Origin of the sequence: Streptomyces sp. NPDC005805, from assembly GCF_040630445.1 — a bacterium.
Lineage (GTDB): Bacteria > Actinomycetota > Actinomycetes > Streptomycetales > Streptomycetaceae > Streptomyces.
The window spans coordinates 119687-137868 of record NZ_JBEXXN010000011.1; the positions used below are offsets into that span (position 1 = coordinate 119687).

14 protein-coding genes are annotated in these 18182 nt (G+C 72.5%); 4 read left to right on the forward strand and 10 right to left on the reverse strand.

All coding sequences use genetic code 11. The features are described from left to right. Positions 1–50: 50 nt before the first annotated feature. From ABZ457_RS09200 to ABZ457_RS09210, 3 genes are read right to left on the reverse strand one after another with little or no spacing between them, the layout of a single operon-like run. Positions 51–827, reverse strand: coding sequence for an amino acid ABC transporter ATP-binding protein (locus ABZ457_RS09200; protein WP_078521087.1), 777 nt, complete (start codon positions 825–827; stop codon positions 51–53). Beyond that, a complete protein-coding gene (locus ABZ457_RS09205) occupies positions 824–1804 on the reverse strand; it encodes an amino acid ABC transporter permease (RefSeq protein ID WP_359155580.1) in 981 nt (326 codons plus the stop codon). The genes ABZ457_RS09200 and ABZ457_RS09205 overlap by 4 nt, the downstream gene beginning before the upstream one ends. Before the next feature lie 42 nt (positions 1805–1846). Next, positions 1847–2794, reverse strand: a complete 948-nt coding sequence (locus tag ABZ457_RS09210) for an ABC transporter substrate-binding protein (RefSeq protein WP_359155582.1) — start codon at positions 2792–2794, stop codon at positions 1847–1849. 520 nt (positions 2795–3314) lie between these two features. Between ABZ457_RS09210 and ABZ457_RS09215 the strand changes: the two genes are divergently transcribed. The 3 genes from ABZ457_RS09215 to ABZ457_RS09225 all read left to right on the forward strand — a co-directional run bounded on the left by ABZ457_RS09215 (position 3315) and on the right by ABZ457_RS09225 (position 7546). After that, complete coding sequence (locus ABZ457_RS09215) at positions 3315–4526, forward strand: NADP-dependent malic enzyme (RefSeq protein WP_359155585.1); 1212 nt, start codon at positions 3315–3317, stop codon at positions 4524–4526. Positions 4527–5080: 554 nt separating this feature from the next. Beyond that, the gene (locus ABZ457_RS09220; RefSeq protein WP_359155587.1) at positions 5081–6046 is read left to right on the forward strand and encodes a zinc-binding dehydrogenase; all 966 of its coding nucleotides are present in this window, start codon (positions 5081–5083) and stop codon (positions 6044–6046) included. Between the two features lie 69 nt (positions 6047–6115). Continuing rightward, on the forward strand, positions 6116–7546 hold the full coding sequence (locus ABZ457_RS09225) for a cellulase family glycosylhydrolase (RefSeq protein ID WP_359155589.1): 1431 nt from the start codon (positions 6116–6118) through the stop codon (positions 7544–7546). A 37-nt stretch (positions 7547–7583) separates the two neighbouring features. Here ABZ457_RS09225 and ABZ457_RS09230 read toward each other — a convergent pair whose 3' ends face one another. Both ABZ457_RS09230 and ABZ457_RS09235 read right to left on the reverse strand, forming a co-directional pair. Continuing rightward, positions 7584–8585, reverse strand: coding sequence for a helix-turn-helix transcriptional regulator (locus ABZ457_RS09230; RefSeq protein ID WP_359155591.1), 1002 nt, complete (start codon positions 8583–8585; stop codon positions 7584–7586). 1 nt (position 8586) lies between these two features. Continuing rightward, positions 8587–9450: a DUF4097 family beta strand repeat-containing protein gene (locus tag ABZ457_RS09235; RefSeq protein ID WP_359155593.1), complete on the reverse strand. Its 864-nt coding sequence runs from the start codon at positions 9448–9450 to the stop codon at positions 8587–8589. A gap of 214 nt (positions 9451–9664) precedes the next feature. Here ABZ457_RS09235 and ABZ457_RS09240 point away from each other — a divergent pair, with 214 nt between their 5' ends. Continuing rightward, the gene (locus ABZ457_RS09240; protein WP_359155595.1) at positions 9665–10450 is read left to right on the forward strand and encodes a hypothetical protein; all 786 of its coding nucleotides are present in this window, start codon (positions 9665–9667) and stop codon (positions 10448–10450) included. A 62-nt stretch (positions 10451–10512) separates the two neighbouring features. On the opposite strand, the gene ABZ457_RS09245 is transcribed toward ABZ457_RS09240, so the two are convergent. From ABZ457_RS09245 to ABZ457_RS09265, 5 genes are all read right to left on the reverse strand, one after another. After that, positions 10513–10695, reverse strand: a complete 183-nt coding sequence (locus ABZ457_RS09245) for a DUF6104 family protein (RefSeq protein WP_003961784.1) — start codon at positions 10693–10695, stop codon at positions 10513–10515. Positions 10696–10808: 113 nt separating this feature from the next. Next, on the reverse strand, positions 10809–14624 hold the full coding sequence (locus ABZ457_RS09250) for a multifunctional oxoglutarate decarboxylase/oxoglutarate dehydrogenase thiamine pyrophosphate-binding subunit/dihydrolipoyllysine-residue succinyltransferase subunit (RefSeq protein ID WP_359155597.1): 3816 nt from the start codon (positions 14622–14624) through the stop codon (positions 10809–10811). A 268-nt stretch (positions 14625–14892) separates the two neighbouring features. After that, a complete protein-coding gene (locus ABZ457_RS09255; RefSeq protein ID WP_359155599.1) occupies positions 14893–16182 on the reverse strand; it encodes an ATP-binding protein in 1290 nt (429 codons plus the stop codon). Next, positions 16179–16916: a response regulator transcription factor gene (locus ABZ457_RS09260; protein WP_359155601.1), complete on the reverse strand. Its 738-nt coding sequence runs from the start codon at positions 16914–16916 to the stop codon at positions 16179–16181. Before ABZ457_RS09260 ends, ABZ457_RS09255 begins: the two co-directional genes overlap by 4 nt. Positions 16917–17017: 101 nt before the next feature. Then, the gene (locus tag ABZ457_RS09265; RefSeq protein ID WP_359155603.1) at positions 17018–17776 is read right to left on the reverse strand and encodes a spermidine synthase; all 759 of its coding nucleotides are present in this window, start codon (positions 17774–17776) and stop codon (positions 17018–17020) included. Between the last annotated feature and the right edge of the window lie 406 nt (positions 17777–18182).

The window sequence follows — 18182 nt, forward strand, 5'->3', positions numbered from 1 at the left end:
TACCGCCCCTCCGTGGCGTCCCGCGCCCGGGCGCCTTCGGCGCTCTCGCTCTACAGCACCTTCGACAGGAACGACTTCGTCCGGTCGTGCTGCGGGTTGCCGAGGACGTCGCGCGGGTGGCCGGACTCGACCACCACACCGCCGTCCATGAAGACCAGCGAGTCGCCGACCTCCCGGGCGAAGCCCATCTCGTGCGTCACGACGATCATCGTCATGCCGTCCTCGGCGAGGCCGCGCATGACGTCGAGGACGTCACCCACCAGCTCCGGGTCGAGGGCCGAGGTCGGCTCGTCGAAGAGCATCAGCTTCGGCTCCATCGCGAGCGCGCGGGCGATCGCCACGCGCTGCTGCTGGCCGCCGGAGAGCTGGGACGGGTAGTTCCCCGCCTTGTCCGCGAGGCCGACCCGGTCGAGCAGCTTCTCCGCGCGGGCCCGGGCGACGGCCTTGGACTCGCCCTTGACCTGGATCGGGGCCTCCATGACGTTCGCGAGCGCCGTCATGTGCGGGAAGAGGTTGAAGCGCTGGAAGACCATGCCGATGTCCCGGCGCTGGGCCGCGACCTCGCTGTCCTTCAGCTCGTAGAGCTTGTCGCCCTTCTGGCGGTAGCCGACCAGCTGGCCGTCGACCGAGAGCCGGCCGCCGTTGATCTTCTCCAGGTGGTTGATGCACCGCAGGAAGGTGGACTTGCCGGAGCCGGACGGGCCGACCAGGCAGAACACCTCACGCGGGGCGACCTCGAGGTCGATGCCCTGGAGCACCTTGACGTGGCCGAAGGACTTGTGGACGCCCTCCGCCTTGACCATCGGATGTGCCGTCGTGGACGTCATACGGTCGTCCCTCCCACCTTGCTCGGCACGCGGAACGAGGTGAGCTGGGCCCGGAGCCGCTGGAGCGGCGTGGGCGGCAGCTGGCGGTTCGCGCCGCGGGCGTAGTAGCGCTCCAGGTAGTACTGGCCGATCGTGAACACGGTCGTCAGGGCCAGGTACCACAGGGAGACCACGATGTAGCCCTCCATGATCGCGAGGGTCCGGGACCCGAACTCGCGGCCGCGGAGGAACAGCTCCCCGTACCCGATGGCGAAGGCCAGCGAGGACGTCTTGAGCATGTTGATGAACTCGTTGCCCGTCGGCGGGATGATCACGCGCATCGCCTGGGGGAGCACGATACGGCGCATCGTCTTGCCGCCCTTCATGCCCAGCGCGTGCGCCGCCTCGGTCTGGCCCGAGTCGACGGACTGGATGCCGGCCCGGCAGATCTCGGCCATGTAGGCGGCCTCGTTGAGACCCAGGGCGAGCAGCGCGGCGACGAACGGCGTCATCACCTGGTTCATCTCGTCCTTGTAGAAGAACCCGAGGTCGAGGTACTCGAAGACGATCGAGAGGTTGAACCACAGCAGGATCTGGACCAGCACCGGGGTGCCGCGGAAGAACCAGATGTACGCCCAGGCTACGGAGGAGAGCACCGGGTTCGGCGACAGCCTCATCACCGCGAGGATCGTGCCGAGCACGACACCGATCAGCATCGAGTAGATGGTGATCTTGAGCGTCTCCCAGGCGCCCCGGGCGAAGGTGCCGTTGGTGATCTGCTCACCGACGACGCTCCACTGGATGTTCGCCCCGGCGAACGCGTTCACCAGGAGGGCGACCAGCGCCAGCACGATCGCGGCGCTGATCCAGCGCCCGTAGTGCCGGACGGGGATGGCCTTGATCATCTCCGGGGCCGCCGAGGCGGTCTTGAGGGGGGACGAGCCCCCGTCGCCGTCCGGTGGGACGTCGCCGGGGACCTTGTCGAGGGGGTCAGTCACGGAGTTGCTGCCTTACGTAGGGAGGGGTCCTCAGGCGCCGGCTCACTGCCCGGCGTTGACCGTGGCCTTCTCGATGGCGCCCGACTCGGCCTTCCACTTCTTGAGCGCCTCGCCGTAGGTGCCGTCGTCGATGATCTTCTGGAGGGCGGCCTGGACGGCGTCGCGCAGCTCGGGGTTCTTCTTGCTGACGGCGATGCCGTACGGGGCCGCGTCGATCTGGTCGCCCACGACCTGGAACAGCTTGCCGCCGCCGGCGTTCAGCTCGTTGTAGAGCGCGACCGGGAAGTCGGTGATCACGGCGTCGGCGCGCTTGGTCTGGAGCTGGGTGATCGAGTCGGTGTCCTGGTCGGAGATGAACTCCTTGATCTTCTTGTCACCGCACTTCTTCTGCTGGTCCTTGAGCAGCGTCTCGTTGGCGGTGCCGCGCTGGGCGGCGACGGTGAGGCCGCACAGGTCGTCCAGCGAGTTGACGTTCTTGGGGTTGCCCTTCTGGACCAGCAGCGCCGAGCCGGCCTTGAAGTAGTTCACGAAGTCGGCGCCGCCCTTGGCGTCCTCGCTCGCGCCCTGCTGGCGCTCCTTGGTGTCGGTCATGGAGGACATGACGACATCGGTGCGGCCGTTGTTCATGCCGAGCACGAGCTGGTCGAAGGTGGCGTTCTCGAACTGGAACTTCACCCCGAGGACCTCGCCCAGGGCGTTGGCGAGGTCGATGTCGACACCGGCCGGCTTGTTGTTCTCGTCCATGAACTCCATGGGCGCGTAAGCGATGTCCGAGCCGACGGTGATGACACCCTTGTCCTTGATCGCCTTCGGCAGCTTGTCCGCGAGGGGCGCAGTGGAGGCCGCGCCGGTCTTCGTCTCCTCGCTGGAGCCGCCGTCGGTCTGGTCGCCGCAGGCCGAGAGGGTCAGGGCGCCGGCGACCGCGATCGCGCCGACTGCGGCGAGACGGGACCTGGCGGCAGTCGTGCGACGGGGGGTGCGTGCGGTCATGATCGGGGTCCTCCGGCGTGTGTAGAGGGGTGTGCCAGAAGGTCGTGCACTCTCCTTCGAGTGTCGCGACCCTGTTCGTTTTCGGCATCTTGCCATTCGGACTAGCCCATTCAGGGGGCCACGCATGTCAAAATCGGGTAACGGGACACATCGGAACCTCGGTGGTCGGTGCAACAAGGCCGCATCTTTGCCGAGACTCCGGCTTCCTGCCGGAAGATCTCCCGCCGATGGGCCTTCTGGGCGGATTCCACCGGACCGGGAGAGACGCCCGGGTTACCGGCTATGAGCCGCGTCACCTGGACGAAAACGACTCGCTGACGGTGAGGTCTGTCCGGTAAGAAGGATCCTTACACCCCTCATCCGGGGCTCAGGGCGCGTTGTGCGGCGCGCCCGCGCGTGCGAGACACACCCTGCCAAGGCGGGCCAACCGCCTGGCGCAGGGTTCGGACGCGGTGCCCGCCCACCGCTCCTCAACCAGGAGTGGCCACCCTCAACTGATGAAGACTTAAGGGGTCAACCCATGGCAGCGGAGATCGTCAATCCTCGCAGCGACAGCGCCGACACGGAGGGTGCCGACGAGCCCTTCGATCCGGCCTTCGCGCTCCACCGCGGCGGCAAGATGGCCGTCCAGGCCACTGTGCCGGTGCGGGACAAGGACGACCTGTCACTCGCGTACACACCGGGCGTCGCCAAGGTGTGCACCGCAATCGCCGAGCAGCCCGACCTCGTCCACGACTACACCTGGAAGTCCCAGGTCGTGGCCGTCGTGACGGACGGGACCGCGGTGCTCGGCCTCGGCGACATCGGGCCGGAGGCGTCTCTTCCGGTCATGGAGGGGAAGGCGATCCTCTTCAAGCAGTTCGGCGGCGTGGACGCGGTCCCGATCGCGCTGGCGACCACCGACGCGGACGAGATCGTCGACACCGTCGTCCGGCTCGCCCCCTCCTTCGGCGGCGTCAACCTGGAGGACATCTCGGCCCCCCGGTGCTTCGAGATCGAGCGCAAGCTCCAGGAGCGCCTGGACATCCCCGTCTTCCACGACGACCAGCACGGCACCGCGATCGTGACCCTGGCCGCCCTGCGCAACGCCGCCCGGCTCACCGGGCGCGGCCTGGGCGAGCTGCGCGCGGTCATCTCCGGGGCGGGCGCGGCCGGTGTGGCCATCGCCAAGTTCCTGCTGGAGGCCGGCATCGGCGACGTGGCGGTCGCGGACCGCAAGGGCATCGTCAGCAGCGACCGGGCGGACCTCACGCCGGTCAAGCGGGAGCTGGCCGAGCTGACCAACCGGGCGGGTCTGTCCGGCCCGCTGGAGACGGCGCTCGCCGGTGCGGACGTGTTCATCGGCGTCTCCGGCGGCACCGTGCCGGAGGAGGCCGTCGCCTCGATGGCCCCGGGCGCGTTCGTCTTCGCGATGGCCAACCCGAACCCGGAGGTCCACCCGGACGTCGCGCACAAGTACGCGGCGGTCGTGGCCACCGGCCGTTCGGACTACCCGAACCAGATCAACAACGTCCTCGCGTTCCCCGGCATCTTCGCGGGCGCGCTCCAGGTGCGGGCCTCCCGCATCACGGAGGGCATGAAGATCGCGGCGGCCAACGCGCTGGCGGACGTCGTCGGTGACGACCTGTCGGCGGACTACGTCATCCCCTCGCCGTTCGACGAGCGGGTCGCCCCGGCGGTCACCGCGGCGGTGGCCGCGACCGCGCGCGCGGAGGGCGTCGCGCGCCGCTGAGGCGCGGGGGGCGTGCAGGCGCGCCGCGTACGGGGCACGGGAACGGGCCGCATCCGCATCGGATGCGGCCCGTTCCGCGTGCGGGTGGGGTGCCCCGGGCGGGCCCGGGGTACCCCACCCGGTGCCCCGGGCGGGCCCGGCGTGCGGCAGGGGGCCGCCCGAGCGGGCGCCCCGCTGCCCGCGCACCGCGCCCTGCGGCCGGGCGTGAGCCGGTCCCGCCTCGGCGTGGGGGCCTGCGGCCGGGCGTGAGCCGGTCCCGCCTCGGCGTGGGGGCCTGCGGCCGGGCGTGGGTCGGTCCCGCCTCCGCGTGCGGGGGGTGCGGATGGGGCGTGGGTCGGTCCCGGCTCGGCGTGCGGGGGGTGCGGATGGGGCGTGGGTCGGTCCCGGCTCGGCGGGGCGGGCCCACGACCGGCCGGGTGCGGACCCGGCCCCGTGGCGGGGCGAGGTCGTCGCCCGCCGCCCGGGCGGCCCCGGTCGGCAGGGGCACGTCACGGGATGCGTGTCACACCGGTGTGTGGTTCCGCCACGCACCCCGTCGCCCTACGCTCGGGGCCATGTTCGCCGCCTACGCCGCCCGTATCGACCGCGACCAGCCCCTGAACGGCCTCGAACTGGGGGAACGCCCCGCGCCGAAGGCCCGTCCCGGCTGGACGACCGTGACCGTGAGGGCCGCCTCCCTCAACCACCACGACCTGTGGTCGCTGCGGGGCGTAGGGCTCTCGGAGGACAAGCTGCCGATGATCCTCGGCTGCGACGCCGCCGGGGTCGACGAGGACGGCAACGAGGTCGTCCTCCACTCCGTCATCGGGCAGAGCGGCCACGGCGTGGGCCCCGACGAGCCCCGTTCCATCCTCACCGAGCGCTACCAGGGCACCTTCGCCGAGCAGGTGAGCGTCCCCACCTGGAACGTGCTGCCCAAGCCGAAGGAGCTGTCCTTCGAGCAGGCCGCCTGTCTGCCGACGGCCTGGCTGACCGCGTACCGGATGCTCTTCACCAACGCCGGTGTCCGGCCCGGCGACTCGGTCCTCGTGCAGGGCGCGGGCGGCGGGGTCGCCACCGCCGCGATCGTCCTCGGCAAGGCCGCCGGGCTGCGGGTCTACGCCACCAGCCGCGACGAGGCCAAGCGGAAGCGGGCCGTCGAGCTGGGCGCGGAGGACGCCTTCGAGCCGGACGCGCGGCTGCCGCACCGGGTGGACGCCGTGATGGAGACCGTCGGGGCCGCGACCTGGTCGCACTCCGTCAAGTCCCTCCGCCCCGGCGGCACCCTGGTCATCTCCGGCGCCACCAGCGGCGACCGGCCCTCGCACGCGGAGCTGACCCGGATCTTCTTCCTGGAGCTGAAGGTCGTCGGCTCCACCATGGGCTCCAAGGACGAGCTGGAGGACCTGCTGTCCTTCTGCGCGGCGACCGGCGTCCGCCCGGTGATCGACGGGGTGCTGCCGCTGGACCGGGCCCGGGAGGGCTTCGAGCGGATCGCCTCCGGGGACCTCTTCGGAAAGATTGTGCTGACCAACCCTTGATGCCCCGTCAGACCCTTTGATGGGATCTCCGGCACCGTCGTACGCACGACCGACCGTGCCGGAGGTCCCATGCACCGCCGTCTGCTCGCCGTCCTCGTCTGCGTCGCCGCTCTCCTGTTCGGCGCCCCGCCCGCCCACGCCCGCGACACCGCCCACGCCCGCGACACCGCCCAGGCCCGCGAAACCGCCCCGGACGGCATCCCGCCGCTCACCGACGACCGGGGCCGGGTCCTGACCCTGCGCGGCTGGAACGTCGAGGACAAGTCCGGACGCGGCGAGGACGCCCTGACCGCGATCACCGAGCGCCACTTCCGCGACCTGCGCGCCCACGGCTTCAACTTCGCCCGGCTGCTGGTCTTCTGGGACGACCTGGAGCCCCGCCGCGGCCAGTACAGCGAGGCGTACCTCCGGAAGATCGAACGCGTCCTCGGCTGGGCGCACAAGCACCGCGTCCAGGTCCTGATCGACGCCCACCAGGACGTCTTCGGGCCCGCCTTCGGCCACCGCGGCATCCCCGCGTGGGCGACCAGGACCGACGGGCTGCCGTTCGCCCCGCACCCCGACGACTGGTTCGCCGAGTACTTCGAGCCCGCCGTGCAGCGGGCGTTCACCCACCTCTACGAGGACCCGGACCTGCGGCGCGCCCAGGAGCGCATGTGGCGGGTGCTCGCCGAACGGTTCCGCGACCACCCCGCCGTCATCGGCTACGACCTGATCAACGAGCCCATGGGCGAGCTGCGGGCGGGCGAGGACCTGCCGACGGCCGCCCGCCGGATCGAGCGCGAGCAGCTCACCCCGATGTACAACCGGCTGGCGCGGGCGGTGCGCTCCGTCGACCCGCACACCTGGCTCTTCGTCGAGCCCACGCCCATCGTCGGCGAGGGCGTCCCCACCGGCCTCGGCCGCATCCACGACCGCCGCGTCGTCTACGCGCCCCACTTCTACAACACCGCGATGGAGGCGGGCGCCGACTACGACCCCTCGGCCGGCTGGATCGAGGCGTACGAGGCGGCCGTCACCCGCTATCCGCGCGCCCACCGGGTGCCCGTCGTGGTGGGGGAGTGGGGCCCGCTCAACAACGCCCTGCCGCACATGGGCCGCTTCTACCGGGACGCCCTCGCCTCCCTGGACCGCTACGGCTCCGGCTGGGCGGGCTATGTGTGGTGCTACGGCGGCGGCTACTGCGCCCTCGACGCGGAGGGCCGCTTCCTGACCAACAAGGAGCGGACGGCCACCCCCTACGCCCCGGCCGTCGCCGGCACCGGACCGACCGCCGCGTGGGACCCGGAGCGGGCCGTCTACCGGCTCGCCTACCGGGCCCGGGCGGGCGTCACCGAGGTGTCCCTGCCGCCGCGCCCCGGGGGCTGGCGCCTCGCCGTCAAGGGCCTCGCCCGGACCCCGGACCCCGGCGCACGCCCGGACCGGGCCGCCACCGTGCGGGTGTACGCCGTGCCCGGCGCGCACGTGGAGGTGACCGCCCGCCCCGGCGGCGCGGGGTAGGCGTACGGGCCGGTGCGCCGCTTGGAGCCCGCCCGGGTCAGGGCGTGCCGGCGTCCCGGGGCGGGGTGGCCAGCAGGGCCGCGATGCGGGCCGCCGCCGTGGAGAGGTGGCGGCGGGCCTCGGCGAGCTGGGCCGGGGTCACACCGTGGTCGCGGGAGGCGTCGCGGATGTCGTCGCGGAAGCGGTCGAGGAGCCGTTCCAGGTCCCGTGCCGGGTCGGTGGAGTCCTCGGCCACCGCGTCCCGGCCCCAGTCCGGGTCCGGGTCCGCCGGGGCGGCTTCGGGGGCCGTCGGCCGCCGGTTGGTCGCCCCCGTGGGGCCGCCGAACAGCCCGGCCAGGTCGGCGAGCCCCTCGCGCACCCCCGCCGGCCAGTCGCCGCGCGCGAAGTGGTCCTGGACCTGCTCCTGGACCTGGCGGGCGATCCGCCGCAGTTCCTCCTGTGCGTTCTCCTGGGCCTCCTTCGCCTGGCGACGGGCCTGCCGGGCGTCCTCGCGGGCGCGGCGGGACTCCTCCTTCGCCCGCCGCGCCTGCTCCTTCCACTCCTGCTTGGCCCGCCGCAGCTCCTCCTTGGCGGTCTGCCAGGACTCCTTGTCACCGGCCAGGTCGCCGAGGCCCAGGTCGCCGAAGGGGCCCGCCCCGCCCGTGCCCCGGCCGCGGCTGCGGTCCGCCGCGGCCCGCATCTCGCTGCGCAGCTTGCCCGCCGCGCCGCGCACGTCGTCGCGGATCTCCGCGGCCAGCTCCGAGACGGACTCGCGGATCTCCAGCTCCAGATCGGCGAGTTCACCGCTGCGGCCGGCGAGTTCGGCGCGGCCCGCGTCGGTGATCGAGTACACCTTGCGGCCGCCCTCGGTGGCGTGGGTGACCAGGCCCTCCGCCTCCAGCTTGGCCAGCCGGGGATACACGGTGCCGGCGCTCGGCGCGTAGAGCCCCTGGAAGCGCTCCTCCAGCAGGCGGATGACCTCGTAGCCGTGGCGCGGGGCCTCGTCGAGCAGCTTCAGCAGATAGAGCCGGAGCCTGCCGTGGGCGAAAACGGGGGGCATGTCAGAGAACCTTTCCGGTCGGGGCGCCGTCCGTGTGCGCCTCGTCCTCCTCGGTCGGCGGCCTGCGCAGCAGCGCGAGGGAACCGGAGACGGTGGTGGCCCGGAGGGTGCCCGCGCCGTCCCCGAGGGTGCCGGTGATCTGCCGGCTGCCCCACTGGCCGCCGACGCGCAGCTCGTCGAAGGCGTTGGACACGGCGCCGCCGGCGGTGTTCGCCTCGACCCGGACGCCGGCCTGGTGCGGGAGCCGCACGGCGACCTCCCCGGAGACGGTGGTCAGCCGGATGTCGGCGGGGACCCCGGGGGAGCCGAGGTCGAGGACCATGTCACCGCTGACCGACTCGGCCCGGACGGTGGAGCCCGAGCCCTCGATCACGGTGAGGTCCCCGGAGACGGAGTGGAAGCCGAGGTCCCCGGTGAGGGCCTGCGCCTCCACGCTGCCGGAGACGGTCTCCGCGCGGACCCGGCCGGAGAGCCCGACCAGGGTGGTGTCGCCGCTGACCCCGCGCACGGTGGTGGTGCCGCGCACCCCCGAGACGACCGCGCCCGCCCCGACCGTCCCGACCTCCACCGAGGCGCCCGCGGGCACCGCGAGGGAGACCACGGCCCGGCGCGGGCCGCCGTTCGGGTCGAGCCATTTGAGGAGGGTCTTCCAGGGCACGTCGTCGTACGCGACGGTCAGGGTGGAGCCCCGCCGGGTGACGCGCAGCGGCGGTCCCTCGATCGCGGAGACCTCCAGCCGCGCGGAACCCTCCTCGGTGCCCACGACGTTGACCGTTCCGTCGACGATCCGGACGCGCAGGGCGGTCACCGGCTCGTCGAAGGTGAGTTTCTGCGGCTCGGCGACTTCCCATGCCGTCTCTGCCATGGTGCTGACCTCCCGGGGCCGGCCACGACGCAACATATCGCGTCTCCTGGCTCAACACGATATATCGCGGCCGGGTGATGTCAAGGGCCGTCCTCCCGGCCCCGCCCGGCGCGGCCTGCGCCGCGGGTCCGCCAGGCCCGCGCCGGGAAGGTGTTCGCCCGAAGGGCCCCGTGGACCGGGCGGGGCCGGTGGGAAGGTGCCTAGCCTGGGCCGCATGACCGTCCTGGCCACCGGAGCCCTCCTGCTGTGCCGCGCCGCCCCCGTGGATGTGCGCCCGGCGGCCCTGCTGCTGCGCGAGCCCGTGCTCCTCGCCCCGGCGGGCGAGGGCTGGACGGCCGTGGTCCCCGAGGGCAGGCCCTGGGCGAAGAGCGGTGAGGCGGTCGACGCGGTGGCCGCCGGCTGGGCGTCCGCCGTGGCCGTCGCCGTGGACCGGCCGGTGCTCGCCCTGTGGTGGGACGGCGACCGGGCCGGGTTCACCCTCGCGTCCGGCTTCCGCCGCCCGGTCGGCTACGTCTGGCTCGCCGACGGCACCCCGGCCGGTGAGGACGAGGCGATGCGGACCTTCGCCACACGGCTCGGGCTCGACCCCGTCCTCGACCTCCAGGCGCTGGAGCCGCTCACCCGGCCGGACCCCGAGTCCGACGCCCGGGCGCGGCTCACCGGCGTCCTCGGGGTGCTGACCCGCACCGGGCTCGCCCTCCCCGCGGGGCTGTCGGCCGGGGAGCCGGCGGACCGGCTGCGTGGCGCCGCCCGCGCGGCGGGCGCGGAGCACCTCGACCGGCTGGACTGGCGGGACGCCGTGACCGAGGGCGCGCTCGAACCGTGGCTGCACGGCCCGGCCGCCCGCCTGCTCGGCACCGTCCAGCTCACGGCCGGGCTGCCGCTGGTCCTCTGGGGGGTGCGCTGCCGCAGCGCTGGCTGGGTGGTGGCGGGGTCCCTGCTGACCGCCCACGGCGCGCTGACGCTCGCGTACGCCCGGATCGCGGCCCGGCGCCCCTGAGCCGGGGGCCGGATGCCGGGGCCCGGCTCGGGGTCGCCGGGCCGGAACGGCGGACCCGGCGGCTACTCGTCCTCGTCCTCGTCGTCCAGCCGGGCCAGCCAGGTGGCCAGGCGCTCGACGGGGACCTCGAAGTCGGGGTTGAGATCGACGAACGTGCGGAGCTGCTCGGCGAGCCACTCGAAGGTGACCTCCTCCTCGCCGCGCCGCTTCTCCAGTTCCTCGATACCGCGGTCGGTGAAGTACATGCGCACAGCGTATCGACTGCCCGGCGGGGGCCGTGCCGCCCTCCCGCACGCACGGGGCCCGGCACCCCCCGAGGGGTGCCGGGCCCGTCACACCGTGCCGTCCGGGGCGCCGGTCAGGCGTCGAACACCTCGTTGACCAGCTGCTCCTGCTCCTGCTCGTGGCGCTTCTTCGAGCCCACGGCCGGCGAGGAGCTGTGCGGACGCGAGATCCGCCGCAGGCGCTCCGCACCCGGGATGTCCGCGCCGACGGCCAGGTCCAGGTGGTCGATCAGGTTGAGCGCGATGAACGGCCAGGCACCCTGGTTCGCCGGCTCCTCCTGCGTCCACAGGTACTTCTCGGCGTTCGGGTACTTGGCGATCTCGGCCTGGAGCTCGGCGCCCGGCAGCGGGTACAGGCGCTCCAGCCGGATGATCGCGGTGTCCGTCGCGCCGCGCTTCTTCCGCTCGGCGTCGAGGTCGTAGTAGACCTTGCCCGCGCAGAAGACGACCTTCCGCACGGCGGCCGGGTCGACGGCGCCCGATTCGACCGCGGTGTCCCCGATCACCGGGCGGAAGCCGCCCGAGGTGAACTCCTCCACCTTCGACGCCGCCGCCTTCAGGCGCAGCATCGACTTCGGGGTGAAGACGATCAGCGGCTTGTGGTGCGGGTTGTGGACCTGCCAGCGCAGCAGGTGGAAGTAGTTCGACGGCAGGGTCGGCATCGCGACCGTCATGTTGTCCTGCGCGCACATCTGGAGGAAGCGCTCGGGCCGGGCCGAGCTGTGGTCCGGGCCCTGGCCCTCGTAGCCGTGCGGCAGCAGCAGGGTGACGCCGGAGTGCTGGCTCCACTTCTGCTCGGCCGAGGAGATGAACTCGTCCACGACGGTCTGCGCGCCGTTGACGAAGTCACCGAACTGGGCCTCCCACATGACCAGCGCGTCCGGGCGGGCCAGTGAGTAGCCGTACTCGAAGCCCATCGCCGCGTACTCGCTGAGGAGCGAGTCGTAGACGTTGTAGCGGGCCTGGTCCTCGGTCAGGTAGAGCAGCGGGGTGTAGTCCTCGCCGGTCTCCTGGTCCACCAGGACCGCGTGGCGCTGGCCGAAGGTGCCGCGGCGGGTGTCCTGGCCGGAGAGGCGCACCGGGGTGCCCTCCATCAGCAGGGAGCCGATGGCCAGGGTCTCGCCCATGCCCCAGTCGATGGTGCCGTCCTCGACGGAGGCCGCGCGCCGCTGCATCTGCGGCAGCAGCCGCGGGTGGACCGTGATGTGGTCCGGGATGCTGACCTGGGACTCGGCGATCCGCTTGACGACCTCCTGGGACACGCCCGTGGTCACGGCGACCGGGAACTCCGGCTCCGCGTCCGGGACATGGGCCGGGGCCGGGTGGCTGGTGGCCTCGCGGACCTCCGCGAACACCTTCTCCAGCTGGCCCTGGAAGTCCTGGAGCGCCTGCTCCGCCTCTTCGAGGGTGATGTCGCCGCGACCGATCAGCGACTCGGTGTAGAGCTTGCGCACCGAGCGCTTCTTGTCGATCAGGTTGTACATCTGCGGGTTGGTGAACTGCGGGTTGTCGCCCTCGTTGTGACCGCGGCGGCGGTAGCAGATGAGGTCGATCACGACGTCCTTGTTGAACGCCTGGCGGAACTCGAAGGCGAGCCGCGCGACGCGGACCACGGCCTCCGGGTCGTCGCCGTTCACATGGAAGATCGGCGCCTCGATCATGCGGGCCACGTCCGTGGCGTACATCGAGGAGCGCGAGGACTCCGGGGCGGCGGTGAAGCCGACCTGGTTGTTGATGACGATGTGGACCGTGCCGCCGGTGCGGTAGCCGCGCAGCTGCGACATGTTCAGCGTCTCGGCCACGACGCCCTGGCCGGCGAAGGCCGCGTCGCCGTGCAGGGCGACCGGGAGGACGGTGAAGTCCGTGCCGCCCTTGTTGATGACGTCCTGCTTGGCGCGGGCGACACCCTCCAGGACCGGGTCGACGGCCTCCAGGTGGGAGGGGTTGGCGACCAGGGAGACCTTGATCTGCTCGCCGTCCAGGCCGGTGAAGGTGCCCTCGGCGCCCAGGTGGTACTTCACGTCGCCGGAGCCGTGCATCGACTTCGGGTCGAGGTTGCCCTCGAACTCGCGGAAGATCTGCGCGTACGACTTGCCGACGATGTTCGCCAGCACGTTCAGCCGGCCGCGGTGGGCCATGCCGATGACGACCTCGTCCAGGCGGGACTCGGCGGCGGAGTCGATGACCGCGTCCAGCAGCGGGATGACCGACTCGCCGCCCTCCAGCGAGAAGCGCTTCTGGCCGACGTACTTGGTCTGCAGGAAGGTCTCGAAGGCCTCGGCCGCGTTCAGCCGGCGCAGGATGCGCAGCTGCTCCTCGCGCTCCGGCTTGGAGTGCGCGCGCTCCACCCGGTCCTGCAGCCACTTGCGCTGCTTCGGGTCCTGGATGTGCATGAACTCGATGCCGGTGGTGCGGCAGTAGGACTCGCGCAGCACGCCGAGGATGTCGCGGAGCTTCATCATCGACTTGCCGGCGAAGCCGCCGACCGCGAACTCCCGCTCCAGGTCCCACAGGGTGAGGCCGTGCTCGGTGATGTCCAGGTCGGGGTGCTTGCGCTGGCGGTACTCCAGCGGGTCGGTGTCGGCCATGACGTGGCCGCGGACCCGGTAGGAGTGGATCAGCTCGAAGACCCGCGCGGCCTTGGTGACGTCGTCGTCGTGCGAGGCGTCGATGTCCTTGAGCCAGCGGACCGGCTCGTAGGGGATGCGCAGGGACTCGAAGATGTCGTCGTAGAAGCCGTCCTCGCCGAGGAGGAGGCCCGCGACGATGCGCAGGAACTCGCCGGAGGCGGCGCCCTGGATGACCCGGTGGTCGTACGTGGAGGTGAGGGTCATCACCTTGGAGATGCCCAGCTTGTTCAGGGTGTCCTGGGAGGTGCCCTGGAACTCGGCCGGGTAGTCCATCGAACCGACGCCCATGATGACCGACTGACCGGGCATCAGACGCGGGACCGAGTGCACGGTGCCGAGGCCGCCGGGGTTGGTCAGCGAGACGGTGACGCCGGTGAAGTCGTCCATCGTCAGCTTGTTGTTGCGGGCGCGGCGGACGATGTCCTCGTACGCCTGCCAGAACTCGAAGAAGTTGAGGGTCTCGGCCTTCTTGATGCCGGCGACGACGAGCTGGCGGTCGCCGTTCGGCTTCACCAGGTCGATCGCCAGGCCGAAGTTGACGTGCTCCGGCTTGACCAGCGTCGGCTTGCCGTCCTTCTCCGCGAAGGACCAGTTCATCGACGGCATGGCCTTGATGGCCTGCACCATCGCGTACCCGATGAGGTGGGTGAAGGAGATCTTCCCGCCCCGGGCGCGCTTGAGGTGGTTGTTGATGACGATGCGGTTGTCGAAGAGCAGCTTCACCGGGACCGCGCGCACGGAGGTGGCCGTGGGCAGCTCCAGCGAGGCGTTCATGTTCTTCGCGACCGCGGCGGCCGGGCCGCGCAGGGTCACCAGCTCGGGGCCGGCGGGCGCCTCGGCGGGCTCCGCCTCGGCCTTCGCCGGGGCGGCGGCCTGGGGAGCGGGCGCGGCCTTCGCCGGAGCGGCTGCCGCGGGCTTGGCGGCGGAAGCGGCCGGGGCGGGCTTCGACTGCGCGGGGGCGGCCTTCGCCGGGGCGGCCTGGGCGGGCGCCGCGGGCTGGGCGGCGGGCGCGGCCGCGGCCGGGGTGGGGACCGTGGCGGCGGGCTCGGCCGCCTTGTCCTTGTCCGCCGCGCCGGCTCCCGGCTTGTAGTCGGCGAAGAAGTCCCACCAGGCACGGTCGACCGAATTCGGATCCTGGAGGTACTGCTGGTAGATCTCGTCGACGAGCCACTCGTTGGCTCCGAACGCGGCGGCAGGGTTCTGGCCCTGCGCGCCTTGGTCGGCCTGAAGGCTCGCGTTACTGGGGGACTGAGACGACACGGCGAGAACCGCCCTCTTCCGCTTCGCAAGGTGATGGACAGCGGAAATAAAGGCTACGCCTCCCTGGCCGGGAGGTGCAGGCCGGGCAGGGCATCGTCGCGCAAGTCACACCGAAAGGCGGGTTTCGGGGCTGTGATTGGCGGGAAACAAGTCCGGTTCCGCTTGTGTCAGGGTACGCCGACCCGCGACTGCACCGCGCTGGCCTGCAGCCTTTCACCCGCCTCGGTCATCAGCACGATGAACCAGGCGCTCCGGTTCGAACCCTACGTCAACCTCGTGGTGCGGGGATCCCCGGAAGGGTGACGCGAATCCGGCAACCGCGTGCAGATTCGGCCACCCCGATCCGCCCGCCGTGCAGATCGACGGCCCAGCGCGCGATGGCCAGCCCCAGTCCGGTGCCGCCGTCGCTGCCCGGACCGTGCGGGGACGCGACCCGGCCCCGGTTGAACCGCTCGAAGACCTTGTGCCGCTCCTGCTCCGGGATGCCCGGGCCCTCGTCCAGGACCTCCAGCTCCAGGGACTCCCGGCCGAAGCCGCGCCGGGCCCGCACCGTGACCCGGCCGTGCGGGGGCGAGTGCTTCACCGCGTTGTCGATGAGATTCGCCACCACCTGGTGCAGCCGCTCCGCGTCCGCGTGCGCGGTCAGCTCGGGCGGCGAGACGTCCAGGTGCAGATGCACGTCGGTACGGGTGTGGTGGCCGGAGCCGGAGGCGAGACCGCGCTGCGAGGAGGCGAGGTTGGCCTCCTTCAGCACCCCGGACAGATACGGCCACACCTCGAAGCGCCGGGCCCTCAGCGGCAGCACGCCGTTGTCCAGCCGGGACAGGTCGAGCAGCGTCTCGACCAGCCGCCCCAGCCGCTCGGTCTGCTTCAGCGCGGTGCGCATCGTCTCGGGATCGGCCGCGGACACCCCGTCGACCACGTTCTCCAGCACGGCGCGCAGCGCGGCGATCGGGGTGCGCAGCTCGTGCGAGACATTGGCGACCAGCTCCTTGCGGTGCCGGTCCACGGCCTCCAGATCGTCCGCCATGCGGTTGATGGTGGACGCCAGGTCGCCCAGCTCGTCCCGCCGGTCGGCGCCCCGCACCCGGCGGGTGTAGTCGCCGTGCGAGATACCGCGCGCGACCTTGTTCATCTCGTCCAGCGGGGCGGTCAGGCCGTGGGCCACGAACTGGGTGATCAGCAGCGTGGCGATCATCGTGAAGATGGTGATGAAGCGGACCTCGGTCTTGCTGTGGAAGGCCATCAGCATCAGACCGGTGGTGATCAGGACCGAGACGACGACGAGGGTGCTCAGCTTCGTCTTGATCGAGATCGTCAGACTGCCGAGGCCGGCCCAGCGCCGGAGGGTCCGCTTCCAGGCGGGGTGCTTCCCGGCGGGGGGCGTGGCCGGGCGGCCGCCGTGGTCCGGGGCGTGGCCGATCGGGGGGCCGGCGGTGTCCGGTGCGTGGCCGGGCTCCCGGGGGCCCGGGACCTCGGAGGCTCCGCCGGGCGGCGCCGGGACGGTCCGGGCCCCCGCCGGCCGCTCCTGCGGGCCGCCGCGCCGCCACGGGCTCATGGCGCCGGGGTCTCCAGGGCGTAGCCGACCCCGTGGACCGTACGGATCCGCTCCGCGCCGATCTTCCGGCGCAGCGCCTTGATGTGGCTGTCGACCGTCCGCGTCCCGGAGGCGTCGGCCCAGTCCCACACCTCGGCGAGCAGCTGCTCCCGGGAGAGCACGGCCCGCGGGGTGTTCGCCAGGCAGACCAGCAGGTCGAACTCGGTCGGCGTGAGGTGCACGTCCTCCGCCTTGACCCGGACCCGGCGCTGCGCGTGGTCGATCTCCAGCTCGCCGAGCCGCAGGATCCCGCTGCGCGGGGTGACCGCCGCCAGCGCGGCCCGCTCGACCCGGCGCAGCAGGACGTGCACCCGGGCCGCCAGCTCGCGCATCGAGAACGGCTTCGTCATGTAGTCGTCCGCGCCGACCCCGAGACCGACCAGCATGTCCGTCTCGTCGTCGCGCGCCGTGAGCATCAGCACGGGCACCGGCCGCTGGGCCTGCACCCGGCGGCAGACCTCCAGGCCGTCGAAGCCCGGCAGCATCACGTCGAGGACCATCAGGTCGGGCTGCCACGCCTCGGCGGCGTCCACCGCGGCCGGGCCGTCGGTGGCGGTCTGGACGAGGAAGCCCTCGGCGCGCAGACGCGCCGCGATCGCGTCGACGATGGTGGTGTCGTCCTCGACGACGAGCACCCGGCGCTGGGCTCCTGGCGTGGCCGCGACGCCGTTCTGCGTGGTGTGTGTCTGCTCCATCGCCCCGCCCCTGTACCTGTTACCTGCGTGCCGCACACATGAAGCGGACCGCTCCGGCCCGTGTGTGTCCCAGCAGCGTAAGGGCATCGGAGGGCTCCCGGCTACGCAGGGCGAACAGCGAGGTGGACCACGTCCGGTACGCCCCGGGCAAGGCGGATCTCTTCGGTTCGTACCCCGCTGAATCCGGCATTCCGCAACGCTTCCTCGAAGTCGGACGAAGGCTGCGCGGACCATACGGCGAGCACTCCGCCCGGTTTCAACACCCGCAGGCAGTCGGCGAGTCCGGCCGGCGCGTACAGCTCGCCGTTGCCCTCGGTGACCGTCCAGTGGGGGCCGTTGTCGATGTCCAGGCAGAGGGCGTCGAAGCGGTCGGTGGTGGTGCGCAGGTGCTCCACCAGGTCCGTGTGGAGGATCACGCAGCGGGGGTCGGCGAGGGCCGGGCCGGAGATCGCGGCGAGCGGACCGGCGCGGTGCCAGTCGATGATCGCCTCCTCGCGCTCCACCACCACGATGTGGCGCGCCTCCTCGCGGGCGGCCGCGTGCACGAACGAGAAGCCGACGCCGAGCCCGCCGATCAGGACGCTCGGCGCCACGTCCTCGGTCTCCACGGCCTCGAACGCGGCGTCGACCAGGAGGCGTTCGGAGCGCCCGTCGGAAGTGTCCATCAGGAAGGTGCCGTTGGCGATGATCTCGTGGACCGCGTCCGGGCTCTCCCCGCGCCGGCGGAGCACCACCTCGCCGTGGGGTCCCTCGCGCCGGTCCAGGACGACGGGCGCCTCGGGGTCCGGGCCGGCGGGACCGGTGGGCCCCGCGGGCGCTGCGGGGTCGGCGGGGTCGGCGTGGTCGGCGGGGAAGGTCATGGCGACGGCCTCCGGTGGTCTGGACGGTGGGCGCCCGCCTCCGGGCCGGACACCGGCTCCGGGTGCGTCCCGCCCGGGGAGCGGTCCCATCCTGGCGGGGCGGGACGGGGACGGACAAACGACTTCCGCGGGGCAGCGCCTTCCCCGTGGGGGGCTTCGCAACCGGGGCGGCGCGGGGTGGGTTTGGGCGGCCGGGCCGGGCCGGGGTGGGCGGGGGCGCCGGGTCCTGGGGGACCGTACGGGCTGGGGTGGGGCGGCCGGGACCGGGCGGGCTGTGCCGGGTGCGCGGGGCTGGACCGGGCGGGCTGTGCCGGGTGCGTCTGCGGTGGGCCGAGTCCCTGCTGCGGCCCGCCGCGCCCGGACCGGCGGACGAACGCCGTGCCTCGGCGGCGGAGCTGCTGGGGCT

Bases quoted from the DNA above. Each gene is read 5' to 3' on its own strand.
- ABZ457_RS09220 (WP_359155587.1), top strand. From the start codon at position 5,081: ATGTTCGCCGCCTACGCCGCCCGTATCGACCGCGACCAGCCCCTGAAC.
- ABZ457_RS09200 (WP_078521087.1), bottom strand. From the start codon at position 827: ATGACGTCCACGACGGCACATCCGATGGTCAAGGCGGAGGGCGTCCAC.
- ABZ457_RS09210 (WP_359155582.1), bottom strand. From the start codon at position 2,794: ATGACCGCACGCACCCCCCGTCGCACGACTGCCGCCAGGTCCCGTCTC.
- ABZ457_RS09240 (WP_359155595.1), top strand. From the start codon at position 9,665: ATGACCGTCCTGGCCACCGGAGCCCTCCTGCTGTGCCGCGCCGCCCCC.
- ABZ457_RS09230 (WP_359155591.1), bottom strand. From the start codon at position 8,585: ATGCCCCCCGTTTTCGCCCACGGCAGGCTCCGGCTCTATCTGCTGAAG.
- ABZ457_RS09265 (WP_359155603.1), bottom strand. From the start codon at position 17,776: ATGACCTTCCCCGCCGACCACGCCGACCCCGCCGACCCCGCAGCGCCC.
- ABZ457_RS09235 (WP_359155593.1), bottom strand. From the start codon at position 9,450: ATGGCAGAGACGGCATGGGAAGTCGCCGAGCCGCAGAAACTCACCTTC.
- ABZ457_RS09255 (WP_359155599.1), bottom strand. From the start codon at position 16,182: ATGAGCCCGTGGCGGCGCGGCGGCCCGCAGGAGCGGCCGGCGGGGGCC.
- ABZ457_RS09225 (WP_359155589.1), top strand. From the start codon at position 6,116: ATGCACCGCCGTCTGCTCGCCGTCCTCGTCTGCGTCGCCGCTCTCCTG.
- ABZ457_RS09260 (WP_359155601.1), bottom strand. From the start codon at position 16,916: ATGGAGCAGACACACACCACGCAGAACGGCGTCGCGGCCACGCCAGGA.
- ABZ457_RS09245 (WP_003961784.1), bottom strand. From the start codon at position 10,695: ATGTACTTCACCGACCGCGGTATCGAGGAACTGGAGAAGCGGCGCGGC.
- ABZ457_RS09215 (WP_359155585.1), top strand. From the start codon at position 3,315: ATGGCAGCGGAGATCGTCAATCCTCGCAGCGACAGCGCCGACACGGAG.